Raw genomic sequence first — 11,961 nt, 5'->3', positions numbered from 1 at the left:
GCCGTATGTAGAAAGGTGACCTGCTCATGTCCAGCATGTCCCGACGCACGCTCCTGCGCTCCGTGGCGGTGGGCGGCGCAGCGCTCTCCGCCCCCGCCCTGCTGTCCGCCTGTTCCACCAACTCAGGCGACGGCGACGTCTCCAACGCGGGCAAGAAGCTGGCCCCGTGGCCCGCCTACCGTCCCACCGCCAAGGCGCCCAAGCCCGACCTGGCGCCCTCCGAGGCCGGTGTCCAGGCCGGGTACACCGCCTACCCCGCCGACCTGGCGCAGTCCGTGGCCCGCACCCCGGGCGACGGCTCCACCGTCAAGGTCATGACGGTGTCCTTCGGCGTACCGCCGAAGCCGGCCTCCGCCAACCAGTTCTGGGCGGCCGTCGAGAAGGCCCTCGGCGTGAAGATCGAGTACACGATCGTCTCCCAGGCCGACTACCAGAAGAAGATGGCCACGGTCATGGCCGGCGACGCCGACAGCCTGCCCGACATCATCAACATGTTCTCCGGGTTCGTGCTGCCCCGCGAGGGCCAGTTCGTGCAGCGCCGCGCGGAGGACCTCACACCGTTCCTGTCCGGCGAGGCGATCGCCGACTACCCGAACCTCGCCAACATCCCCACCCACGCCTGGCGCGACATGGGCCGCATCGGCGGCCGTATCCACGGCATCCCGCTGGAGCGCCCGCTGCCCGGCTCCACGCTCTGGATCAACCAGGGCACGTTCACCGACGCGGGCATGAAGGAAGGCTGGACCTCCGACGACTTCGCCGCCGTCGCGAAGCAGGCCACCAGCGGCAGAACGTACGCCCTCGGCGCCGCGCAGGGCTCCGGGTTCTGCAACGGCTTCCACTCCGCCGCCCACAACGCGCCCCAGGGCTGGGCCGTCTCCGAGGACGGCACATTCCTGCCGGGCTACGCCGACGAACGCTACAAGGCGTCCATCGCCTTCCGGGCCCAGTTGCGCAAGGAGGGCTCCTTCTACCCGGACTCGACGTCCGTCTCCCAGATCGACCTGACCACCCTCTACTACAACGGCACCGTCGGCTCCATGCAGGACGGCTTCGGCGCGTACCTGCCCAAGTACCGGGAGGCCCCGGGAGGGATGACGCCGGCCGCCGCGCTGCCGTACAGCGTGGGCGGCACGTCCGGCGGCATCGTCGCCGCCCGCCGCTCCTTCGGCTACACCGTGCTGAAGAAGGCGAAGAAGGAGCGCATCCAGCTCCTCCTGCGCGTCCTCGACTACCTCGCCGCCCCCTTCGGCAGCAAGGAGTGGGAGCTCGTCCACTACGGCGTCGAGGGCACCCACTTCACCCGCGGCAAGGACGGTTCGCCCGAGCCGACCAAGCTCGGCGATGTCGAGAACAACACCAACCTGCCGCTGAAGTACCTCGCCGAGGGCCCGCAGGTGCTGTTCGTGCCTGGCATGCCCGACGCCGTACGGGCCCTGCACGCCTGGCAGCAGAAGGTGGTGCCGCACGCCGTCCGCAACGCCTCCTTCGGTCTGCAGTCCGCCACGAACAACGCCAAGGGCGCGACGCTGCAGGCGCTGCTCGACGACACCGTCACCGGGATCGTCGCGGGACGGATCCCGCTGTCGGAGTGGGACGCGACGGTGAAGAAGTGGCGGGCCAGGGGCGGCGACAGAATGGCCGAGGAGTTCGCGAAGGACTATGCCGCCAACACGTGAATCGCGGCCGGTGGAAGCAGGAGGCGCGGGGGATGGGGAACGACATGGCGGGCAGGGGACGGGTCACGATCCGCGAGGTCGCCGAACGGGCGGGCGTTTCCATCGCTACGGCGTCGCGGGCGCTGAGCGGGAACCACCCGGTGCCGGCTGCCACTCGTTCCCGCGTCCTGCGTGCCGCCCGTGAGCTCGACTACGTCGCCAACGCGCACGCCCGCGCGCTGGTCGGCGGCGGCCGCAAGATGGCCGCCGTCGTGGTCCGCCAGGTCACCAGCCCTTTCTATGCCCAGGTCGCCGAGGGCGTGGAGGCGGAGGCCGCCGACCGGGGGTGGCTGTGCGTGGTCGGGGCGACGGGCGGGGATCCGCAGCGCGAGATGGAGTTCGTGCAGCTGATGCGGGAGGAGGGGGCGCGGCTGGTGATCCTGGTGGGTGGCGTGGTCGAGGACGACGCGTATCGGTCGCGTGTGGCTCACTATGCGCAGGCGCTGGATGCGTCGGGGGCGCGGCTCGTGCTGTGCGGGCGGCCCGCTCCGGACCCCGACATCCCCGCGTTGGTCGTCGAGTTCGACAACGAGGCGGGGGCGCGGGCCGTCACCGGGTACCTGCTGTCGGCCGGTCACCGCCGGATCGTCTTCCTCGGCGGGCTGCCCGGGAACACCGCGCTCGATGCCCGTGTCGCCGGGTACCGGGGGGCGCTTGCCGAGCATGGACTGTCGCCCGGGGCCGCCCACGTTGTCGACTGCGGCCTGGGCCGCGCGGCCGGGCTGCGCGCGATGGCCGAACTCCTCAAGGAAACACGCGAGTTCACGGCGGTCTTCGCCGGAGACGACATGGTCGCCGCGGGTGCGCTGCGCGCGATCGCCGACGCCGGGTTGCGCGTCCCCGACGACATCTCCGTCGTCGGCTACAACGACATTCCACTCGCCGAGGACTTCAATCCGCCGCTCACCACCGTGCGTACGCCTGCGGAAGAACTGGGGCGTGCGGCTGTGCGGATCGCTCTGCGAGATCCCGACAGTGCCGCGGGGAGGCACCATCTGCTGGGCACGCACATCGTTGTGCGCCGGAGCGTTGGGGCTCCGCCGGAAGGGCCGTACTGAATCTGCGGGTGATTCGTGGCTGGTCGCGCCCACGCGGCGGAGCCGCACATCGATGCAGCCCCGCGCCCCTGAAGGGGCGTTATGCCCGCCCCCGACTTCTGGAGGACCGAAACCCGTATGACCGCGCCGCACGTGTCGCTCCCCGGCGACCCGACGCATCTGCTCCCGCCCCCCGACCACCTCTCGTCTCCCGTCACCGGCTGGACCCGCGCCCACTGGGAGGCCGTCGCCGACCGGCTTCTCGACGGGCTGCTGCCGTATGCCTCCCCGGGCTTCGCCCAGTACCGGCTGCCCGGGCCGGCCAGCCACTCCGGGCCCTGGTCGGACGGGCTGGAGGGCTTCGCGCGGTCGTTCCTGCTGGCCGCCTTCCGCATCGCCGGCTCGGACGGCCGCGTCGGCCCCGCGCTCATCGAGCGGTACGCGGCCGGACTCGCCGCCGGCACCGACCCGCACGGCGACGAACGCTGGCCGCCCATCACCGACCGCGCCCAGCCGATGGTCGAGGCCGCGTCGATCGCCATCGCCCTGCACGAGTCCCGCCGGTGGCTGTGGGACCACCTCGACGACGGGGTACGCGGGCAGGTCGCCGACTGGCTGGGCGGTTTCGTCGGCGCCGACGTCAACGACTCCAACTGGCGTCTGTTCCAGGTCATCACGGAGGAGTTCCTGGCCTCCGTCGGCGCCCCGCACAGCCGCGCCGAGATCGACGCAGGGCTCGCCCGCCTCGACGACTGGTACCGGGGCGGCGGCTGGTACACCGACGGCGACGGCCGCAAGTTCGACTACTACAACGCCTGGGCCCTGCACCTGTACCCGGTGCTGTGGGCGCGCATCGCGGGACCGCGCGCGAGCCCGGAGACGGTGGCCAGGCACCGCACCCGCCTCGGTGAGTTCCTCGCCGTCCACCAGCACTTCTTCGGCTCCGACGGCGCCCCGGTCCACCAGGGCCGCTCCCTCACCTACCGCTTCGCCACCGCCGCCCCGCTGTGGGCGGGCGCCCTCGCCGACGCCACCCCGCTGCCGCCGGGCCGTACCCGCCGCCTCGCCTCGGGAGCCCTGAAACACTTCGCCGAGCACGGGGTGCCCGACGAGCGGGGGCTGCTCACCCTCGGCTGGTACCGGCCCTTCGGCCCCGTCACCCAGCGCTACTCGGGCCCCGCCTCCCCGTACTGGGCGAGCAAGGCCTTCCTCGGGCTGCTCCTGCCCGAGAGCCACCCCGTATGGACGGCCACCGAAGAGCCCGGCCCCGTCGACACGGCCGACACCACCCTCGCCCTGCCCGCGCCCGGCTGGCTGCTGCACTCCACCGCGCCCGACGGGATCGTACGGCTCGTCAACCACGGCAGCGACCGGCTCCCGCCCCCACCCGCCACGGCCGACGACAGTCCCCACTACGCCCGGTTCGCCTACTCCAGCGCCGCCGCCCCCGAGACACCCACGGGCCCCGACAACCACCTCGCGCTGCTCGCCGCCGACGGCACGCCCTCCCCGCGCGGACGCATCCATCCGCTGTTCGCCGAGGGCGGGCGGGCCGCGTCCTGGCACCGGGCGCGAGGGCACCGGATCGAGACGGTGAGCGTGGTGCGGGGGCCGTGGGAGGTGCGCGTGCACCACCTCGACGTACCGCCCGGGACTCCGGTTCCTCCGGTGCGCGAAGGCGGCTGGGCCCTCGCGGACGACATTGCGCCCCCGGCCGCCCGGACGGGCCCCGGCTGGGCCACGGCCCGCCGCGCGGACGGCCTGACCAGCGCGATCGTCGGCCTGTACGGCTGGGGCGGCGCCGAGGGCACGGTCGTGCGGGCCGACGGCGCCAACGCCTTCGGCCACCACTCGGCGACGCCCTGCCTCGAACTGGGCGACGGCGCCCCGCTGTTGGTGACTTTGGTGGTGCTCAGCGCCGACCCGGACGTGTCGCTCACCGGGGCGAGCGCATCGGTCACCGCCGACGGAACCGTGGAGATCCGCTTCCCGGACGGCGCCGAGCAGCGGGTGCCCGGCGTCAGCTCCGGGTCAGTGTCACCGCCCGGTCCAGCGCCTGAAGGAAGGAGTTGACCGTCCCCCGGTCCCGCACCGCCAGCCGCAGCCACTTCTCGCCCAGCCCGGGGAACGTGTCCCCGCGTCGCACCGCGAACCCCAGGTCACGCAGATGGCGGCGGACCCGGGCGGCATGCGGCAGCCGTACGAGCACGAAGGACCCCTCGGCCGGCCCGGCCACTCGCAGCCCGTCCGACGCGAACTCCTCCAGCCCCGCCACCAGATGGGCGCGGTCCGCGGCGATGCGGTGGGCCGCGTGGGCCGCCTCCGCCAGGGCCCGCGGGGAGACGCAGGCCTCCGCCGCCGCGAGAGCCGGGGTGGAGACAGGCCACAGGGGCTGGGCCCGCTCCAGGTCGGCGATCGTCTCCGGGGCCGCCAGGACGTACCCGATCCGCAGCCCGGCCAGCCCCCACGTCTTGGTGAGGCTGCGCAGGACCACGAGGCCGGGGACGTCCGTGCGGCCGGCCAGCGCCTCCCGCTCGCCCGGCACGGCGTCCATGAACGCCTCGTCCACGACCAACGTCCGTCCGGGACGCGCGAGTCGGGCGATGGCGACGGCCGGGTGCAGTACCGACGTCGGGTTGGTCGGGTTGCCGATCACCACCAGGTCCGCGTCCTCGGGGACGGCCGCCGCATCCAGCCGGAAGCCGTCCTCCTCGCGCAGCAGCACCCGGTCCACCAAGTGGCCCGCGTCCCGCAGCGCCGCCTCCGGCTCCGTGAACTGCGGGTGCACCACCACCGGCTGACGGACCTTCAACGCACGCGCGAGCAGCACGAAGGCCTCCGCCGCACCCGCCGTCAGCAGCACCCGCTCCACCGGCAGCCCGTGCCGTGCCGCGACCGCGGCACGCGCGGCCCGACCGTCCGGATACGCGGCCAGATCATCGAGCGAGCCGGCGATGTGCTCCCGAAGCCAGGCCGGAGGCGTGTCCGCGCGGACGTTCACCGCGAGGTCGGTCAGCTTCGCGCCGTCGTCCCGCACCTCGGCGTCGCCGTGGTGCCGCAGATCGTGTCCCTCAGTGGGCCTGTCAGTGGGCCTGTCAGTGGGCATGGGAGTGCTCGCCGTGGTGGTGGTGTCCGTGGTGATGGCTGTCGTCGTCGGGGTGGAAGTGCGGCTGCTGCGGCAGCCCCACCTTGTCCTCGAAGCCGGGCAGCGCGATCCGGTACACGCAGGAGTCGCAGTTCATCCGCAGGTCGCCCTTGACGGCCTCCTCGTACCGCTCCATCACCAGGTCGAGCAGCTCCGGCTCCGGGCCGATCACATCCGCGGACCGCACCTCGACCTCGGGGTGCGCGGCCGCCCACCCCTCCGTCTGCTGCCGCACCCGGTCCGGCAGGATGCCGGTGAACAGGAAGTAGGGGAGGACGACGATCCGCCGCGTTCCCAGCTTCACGCACCGGTCGAGCCCGCTGGGCACGTCCGGCGCGGCCAGCGACACGAACGCCGTCTCCACACCCGCGTACCCGCGCCCCTCCCACAGCAGCCGCGCCGCCTTGTGCACCTCGGCGTTCGCGTCCGGGTCCGTCGAGCCGCGCCCGACCAGCAGTACGGTCACGTCGGCCCGGTCCTCGGGCGCGCGGGCCGCGGTGCCGAGGACCTCGTCCAGCCGCCGCTCCAGCACGGCCAGCAGCGACGGGTGCGGGCCCAGCGGACGGCCGTACGTGTACGAGATCCCCGGGTGCCGCTCCTTCTCGCGGGCCAGTGCCGCCGGGATGTCCCCCTTGGCGTGTCCGGCGGACACCAGCATCAGCGGTACGGCGGCGAACCGCCGTACGCCCCGCTCCACCAGCTCGGTGACCGCGTCCCCCAGCGGGGGCGGGGACAGCTCGATGAAGCCGCCCGCGACGGGCACTTCGGGATGGCGGCGCCCCAGCTCCCGGACGAAGTCGCGGAACGCCTCGGCTCCGGCATCGTCCCGGGTGCCATGACCGGCGATGAGCAGGGCGGGCGGCGGGGTGGTCACGATGTCTCCTCGGATTGCGAAGTGGCGTGGTACAGCAGGGCGTTGAGCGCGGCCGCGGCCACCGCCGAACCGCCCTTCTCGGACACGTTGCTCACGGCGGGCAGTCCGCTCTCGCGCAACGCGGCCTTGGACTCGGCCGCCCCGACGAAGCCGACGGGCAGACCGATGACGAGCGCGGGGGAGACGTCCAGGGTCAGCAGCTCCTCCAGCGCGGTGGGAGCGTTGCCGATCACCCACAGGGCGCCGGGGCCGACCTGTTCGTATGCCAGCCGAATCGCGTGGGCCGAACGGGTCAGCCCGGGGCCGGGCTTTGCGTCTCTGAGCCGGCAGACGGTCTCCCGCCGGGTGATCCCCGCGGCGACCATCTCCACGTCGACGACCACCGGCGCTCCGTCGTGCAGCCTGGCGTGCGCCTTCTCCAACACGCCCTCGTCCATGACGAGATCGCTCGCGTACTCCAGATCAGCCGCGGAGTGGATGACCCGCTCCACGACCGCCCTGGTCAGCGGCGGGAAGTGCGAGGTGTCCAGCCGGGCGCGCAGCCGCCGGAAGGACTCCTGCTCGATCGGATGAACCACACGATCCACCTGGGTCACTGGGTGCCCTCCTGCGATTCCTGCCAGCGGTAGCCGCGCGGGGTCACCATGCGCCCGGCGATCCGCCGGGTCGCCGTGTTGCCCACGGTCACGACCGTCATCATGTCGACCGTCGCCGGGTCCAGGTCGGCCAGTGTCGTCAGCCGGCTCGACCCGTCCGGCCGCGACGCGTTGCGAACGACGCCTACCGGCGTCGTCGGCTCCCGGTGCTCCGCGAGGATCGCGAGGGCCTTCGGCAGCTGCCAGTCCCGGCCCCGGCTGCGCGGGTTGTAGAACGTCACGACGATGTCCGCCTCGGCCGCCGCCCGCACCCGCCGCTCGATGACCTCCCAGGGAGTGTGGAGATCGGAGAGGCTGATGGACACGTGGTCGTGGCCCAGCGGCGCACCGAGGATGGCAGCCGCGGCGAGCGCCGCGGTGACGCCGGGCACGCCGATCACGTCGATGTCGTCGGACGCCTCGGCGAGCGCGGGGGAGGCCATGGCGTACACGCCGGCGTCCCCGCTGCCGATCAGCGCGACGGCCTGGCCCTTCCGCGCCTGAGCCACGGCCGTCCGCGCCCGCTCCTCCTCGGCCCCGAGCCCCGACTCCAGGATCCGGGTGCCGGGCCGCAGCAGGTCGCGGATCTGGTCGACGTACTGGTCGAGCCCGACGAGCACGGAAGCGCGCCGCAACTCCGCCTTCGCGCGGGGCGTGAGCAGGTCCCGGGCGCCCGGCCCGAGCCCGACGACCGCGAGCCGGCCGCGCGCGGGCCGCCGTACGACGGCGCAGGTCGCCATGGCGGGCTTGGCGGCCGACTTGCGCTTGGAGACGAGGAGTTCGCCTCCGCGTACGAGTGCGGCGGCCTCCGCGACGGAGGGGGTGCCGACGGCCGCGAGGGGTGCCTCGGAGGGGTTGGGCACGTCCACCTCCGCCAACTCCTCGGCGGAGTAGGTCACCAGAGGCACGCCCAGGCGTTCGGCCGCCTCGACGATCCCCGGTTCCCCGGCCTTGGCATCGACGGTGGCGAGTTCGGCGATGCTACGAGCGGACAGTCCCGCCTCCCGCAGCGCGGCCTCGACCAGCTCCAGAACTTCGTCGACCGGGGCACCCTTGGAGGCGCCGACACCGACGACGAGGGACGGGGGCCGCAGGACGACCTCGTGCTCGGCGGGCTCGACGAGGCGATCCGTCAGGCGGATCGCGTACGAGCCCTCCGAGGTGACCTGGAGTGCCGGGAGGGGCCAGGCGAAGTCCGCCTTCAGCGCGACCGGTTCGCCGTCGAGTACGGCGCGCGAGACGCCCGCGACATCCCCCTCCGCGGGGAACCCCAGGGTGTCGAGCCCCGGCACGCCCACCGCGTCCGTAGCCGTGGTCACCACGGGCTGCGCCCCCAGCAACTCCCCGACCTCGCGGGCGAGTTCATTGGCCCCACCCCCGTGCCCGCCGACCAGCGACACGGCGAACCGCCCGCCCTCGTCGACGCACACCACGCCCGGGTCCAACGCCTTGTCCCCGAGCAACGGCGCGATGAGCCGTACGACCGCTCCCGTCGCCAGAAAACACACGAGCTGCTCGCACTGAGCGAACGCGGTTCGTACGGCGTCCCCGACGGGACCCTCGTACACGCGCGTACGGTCCGGCCACGTCGCGGCCAGCCGGTCCCGCGCAGCCGCCCCCGCTGCGGTGGCGGAAATGAGGCCGATCACTGAGCAACTCCCTGTCTTTCGAGTTCTCTTCCAAGGGCTTGAGGCCGGATGCCCCAGAGCAGGAAAACCGGATTGGTCGCCGCCAGCCGGGTCACATCACCGGGCAGCGGCGCGAGCCGGGACGACTGCAGCAGCACACCGTCGCAGTCGAACCCGGCGCCGGTGAGCGCCGCGCGCACGGCCGGTACCCGGTCGAGCGCGGCCATCGCGACGACGACCGTCCGCCGGGCCCGCCGCGCGCACGCCGTGACGACGGCGGGCAGTTCGCGCCCCCCGCCGCCGACGAACACGGCGTCGGGGTCGTCGAGGTCGGACAGCGCGGCCGGCGCCGTCCCGTGCACGACCCGTACGTCGACCCCGTGCGCGGCGGCGTTCGCGCGGATCCGGTCGACGCCGTCCAGGGTCTTCTCGACCGCGATGACGGCGGCACCGAACCGCGCGCACTCCACGGCCACGGAACCGGAGCCCGCGCCGACGTCCCACACCAGGTCGCCGAGGCGCGGCCCGAGCCGGGCCAGCGCCAGCGCGCGTACCTCGAACTTGGTGATCATCGAGTCCCGGTGCGTGAACTCACCCTCCTCCAGGGCCCATCGGTTCGGCCCGGCGGGCGGCCCGGCGACCGTGCGCACGGCACCGAGCGCCCGCGACTCGTCCAGGCACAGCACCACACTGACCGCCGTACCCCAGTCACGGGCGGCGGCCTCGGCCGGTGACACCCGCTCCAGGCGCTCCTTCGGCGAGCCCAGAGCGGAGGCGACGACCAGGACCCGCGCGTCGGCCCTGAGCGCGGCACCGAGTTCAGCCGGCCCGGCCCCCGGCCCCGTCAGCACGGCGACCTTCGGCCGCGCCCGGCACACATTGACCGCCGTACGCAGATCACGACCGTGCGCGCTGACGACCACCGCGTCGTCCCACGGCAGCCCGACGCGCGCGAAGGCGGCGGCCACGGACGAGACCTCCGGCCGGACATCGAGCACCTCCGCCCCGAACCGCTCGGCCAGCACCCGCACGATCCCGAAGAACCCGGGATCCCCGGAGGCCAGCACGACCACGGGGTCCCCCTTCTCCACATGCCGCTCGACGATGTCCAGCGCGGGCGCCAGCGCACCGAGGACGACCTGCTCGGCGTCCGCCGGAACCGGCGCGGCGGCCAGATGACGGCGGCCGCCGACGACGAGCCGCGCCCCGGCGAGCACCTCGACCGGAAGCGCCGCCCCCGTCCCCGTACCGACCACCGTGATCACGTGCTCGCACCCCGTGCCCGCAGCGCCCTGCGCGCCTGAGGGTCGGCCTTGCGGTAACCGTGGAAGTGACCCGGGTGGTAGAGGTGCGAGCGCGTGCCCGAGGCGTCGAGGGCCGGGCCGACCAGGAAGAGGGTGTGCTTCCAGAGCTTGTGCTCCTTGACCGTCTCCTCCAGCGTCTCGATCGTGCACCGCACGATCAGCTCCTCCGGCCAGGTCGCCTGGTACGCCACCACGACCGGCGTACCGGTCGGGTAGCCGCCCTCCAGCAGCTCCCGCACGAGCTGCCCGCTGCGAGCCGCCGACAGGAAGATCGCCATGGTCGTGCCGTGCTTGGCGAACTCCCGCACCTCCTCACCGGGCGGCATCGGCGTCTTGCCGCCGCCGAGCCGGGTGAGCACCACGGACTGAGCCACCTCCGGGATGGTCAGCTCGCGCTGCGCCAGCGCGGCGACCGCGGAGAAGGCGGAGACACCGGGGACCACCTCGGTGTCGATGCCGATCCGGGCACACCGGTCGAGCTGCTCCTGCGTACCGCCCCACAGGGCCGGGTCGCCGGAGTGGATGCGGGCCACCCGCAGACCCTCCGCCGACGCCCGCTCGTACACGGCCACCACGTCCTCCAGGGACATCGTCGCCGAGTCGAGGATCTCCGCGCCCTCGCGCGCGTGCTCGAGGACCTCCGCCTGAACCAGGCTGGCCGCCCAGATCACGACATCGGCCTCGGCGATGGCACGCGCGGCACGGAACGTCAGCAGATCGGCGGCGCCGGGCCCGGCACCGACGAAGGTCACCTTGCCGGTGGGGGCTTCGGCCATGGGAATCGGTCCTCTCTTCAAAGCATTACGAGTACTGCGGTCGCTGACGTCGGATGTGCGCGACCGGGGTCTGATCGGATACCAAGGGCACATGGCGGTGCTCGTCGCGCTCGGCGCGTTCCTGATGACGCTGGCCGGCGGCTGGACGGCACTGCGCGTGACCGACCGCCGCCATCTCGTCCTGGGCCTGGCCGGCGGCCTGATGCTGGGCGTGGTCGGCCTGGACCTGCTGCCGGAGGCGCTGGAGGCGGCCGGTACCGAGGTGTTCGGCGTACCGGCGGCCCTGCTCCTGTTCGTGGCCGGCTTCCTGATGGCCCATCTGGTGGAACGTCTGCTGGCCGTGCGGCAGGCGGCGCACGGCGCCGAAGAGACCGATGGCCGCGCTCCCGAGGTGGGCCTCACCGCGGCGGCCGCGATGGTCGGCCACAGCGCCATGGACGGCGTGGCGATCGGCGCGGCCTTCCAGGTGGGCGGCGGCATGGGCGCGGCGGTCACACTGGCCGTCGTCGCTCACGACTTCGCGGACGGTTTCAACACGTACACGATCACGAGCCTGTACGGGAACGCCCGCCGCAGGGCGCTCGCCATGCTGTTCGCGGACGCGGCCGCCCCCGTGCTGGGCGCCGCCTCGACGCTTCTGTTCACCCTTCCGGAACCCCTGCTCGGCGGCTACCTCGGCCTCTTCGGCGGCGCGCTCCTCTACCTCGCGGCGGCCGAGATCCTGCCCGAGGCCCACCACGAGCACCCCGCCCGCTCGACCGTGCTGTGCACGATCGCGGGCGCGGCGTTCATCTGGCTGGTGGTGGGCATCGCACAGTGATGCGCGGAGCGATGTTCTGGGGGG

At 73.3% G+C, this 11,961-nt stretch carries 10 protein-coding genes; 4 read left to right on the top strand and 6 right to left on the bottom strand.

Annotation, left to right across the window (positions count from 1 at the left end; genetic code table 11):
* The first annotated feature begins 26 nt into the window (after nucleotides 1-26).
* The 3 genes from ACFYO2_RS00400 (at nucleotide 27) to ACFYO2_RS00390 (ending at nucleotide 4,828) form a co-directional block, all read left to right on the top strand.
* Entirely contained in the window at nucleotides 27-1,679 is a 1,653-nt protein-coding gene (locus ACFYO2_RS00400; protein ID WP_388341998.1) for a sugar ABC transporter substrate-binding protein, read from the top strand.
* Between the two features lie 44 nt (nucleotides 1,680-1,723).
* Nucleotides 1,724-2,776: a LacI family DNA-binding transcriptional regulator gene (locus ACFYO2_RS00395; protein ID WP_388343874.1), complete on the top strand. Its 1,053-nt coding sequence runs from the start codon at nucleotides 1,724-1,726 to the stop codon at nucleotides 2,774-2,776.
* Nucleotides 2,777-2,893: 117 nt separating this feature from the next.
* Nucleotides 2,894-4,828, top strand: coding sequence for a DUF2264 domain-containing protein (locus tag ACFYO2_RS00390; protein ID WP_388341995.1), 1,935 nt, complete (start codon nucleotides 2,894-2,896; stop codon nucleotides 4,826-4,828).
* Here ACFYO2_RS00390 and cobC read toward each other — a convergent pair.
* From cobC to cobM, 6 genes are read right to left on the bottom strand one after another with little or no spacing between them, the layout of a single operon-like run.
* Nucleotides 4,776-5,861: an Rv2231c family pyridoxal phosphate-dependent protein CobC gene (gene cobC, locus ACFYO2_RS00385; protein ID WP_388341992.1), complete on the bottom strand. Its 1,086-nt coding sequence runs from the start codon at nucleotides 5,859-5,861 to the stop codon at nucleotides 4,776-4,778. The two genes, ACFYO2_RS00390 and cobC, sit on opposite strands and share 53 nt — an antisense overlap.
* Nucleotides 5,851-6,774: a sirohydrochlorin chelatase gene (locus ACFYO2_RS00380; protein ID WP_388341989.1), complete on the bottom strand. Its 924-nt coding sequence runs from the start codon at nucleotides 6,772-6,774 to the stop codon at nucleotides 5,851-5,853. Before ACFYO2_RS00380 ends, cobC begins: the two co-directional genes overlap by 11 nt.
* Nucleotides 6,771-7,361 (bottom strand): precorrin-8X methylmutase, encoded by a 591-nt coding sequence (locus tag ACFYO2_RS00375; protein WP_388343871.1) that lies wholly within the window; start codon nucleotides 7,359-7,361, stop codon nucleotides 6,771-6,773. The genes ACFYO2_RS00380 and ACFYO2_RS00375 overlap by 4 nt, the downstream gene beginning before the upstream one ends.
* Nucleotides 7,362-7,366: 5 nt before the next feature.
* On the bottom strand, nucleotides 7,367-9,058 hold the full coding sequence (gene cobJ, locus ACFYO2_RS00370) for a precorrin-3B C(17)-methyltransferase (RefSeq protein WP_388341987.1): 1,692 nt from the start codon (nucleotides 9,056-9,058) through the stop codon (nucleotides 7,367-7,369).
* The gene (gene cbiE, locus ACFYO2_RS00365) at nucleotides 9,055-10,302 is read right to left on the bottom strand and encodes a precorrin-6y C5,15-methyltransferase (decarboxylating) subunit CbiE (RefSeq protein ID WP_388341984.1); all 1,248 of its coding nucleotides are present in this window, start codon (nucleotides 10,300-10,302) and stop codon (nucleotides 9,055-9,057) included. The genes cobJ and cbiE overlap by 4 nt, the downstream gene beginning before the upstream one ends.
* Complete coding sequence (gene cobM / locus ACFYO2_RS00360) at nucleotides 10,299-11,117, bottom strand: precorrin-4 C(11)-methyltransferase (RefSeq protein ID WP_388341981.1); 819 nt, start codon at nucleotides 11,115-11,117, stop codon at nucleotides 10,299-10,301. The genes cbiE and cobM overlap by 4 nt, the downstream gene beginning before the upstream one ends.
* Before the next feature lie 91 nt (nucleotides 11,118-11,208).
* On the opposite strand from cobM, the gene ACFYO2_RS00355 reads away from it, so the two are divergent.
* Nucleotides 11,209-11,937 carry a ZIP family metal transporter gene (locus tag ACFYO2_RS00355; protein WP_388341979.1) on the top strand — a complete coding sequence of 243 codons (729 nt, stop codon included), beginning with the start codon at nucleotides 11,209-11,211 and terminating at the stop codon, nucleotides 11,935-11,937.
* The last annotated feature ends 24 nt before the right edge of the window (nucleotides 11,938-11,961 follow it).

Source organism: Streptomyces sp. NPDC006602 (genome assembly GCF_042870385.1).
Lineage (GTDB): Bacteria > Actinomycetota > Actinomycetes > Streptomycetales > Streptomycetaceae > Streptomyces.
This window is presented reverse-complemented; position numbering and strand designations above follow the sequence as displayed.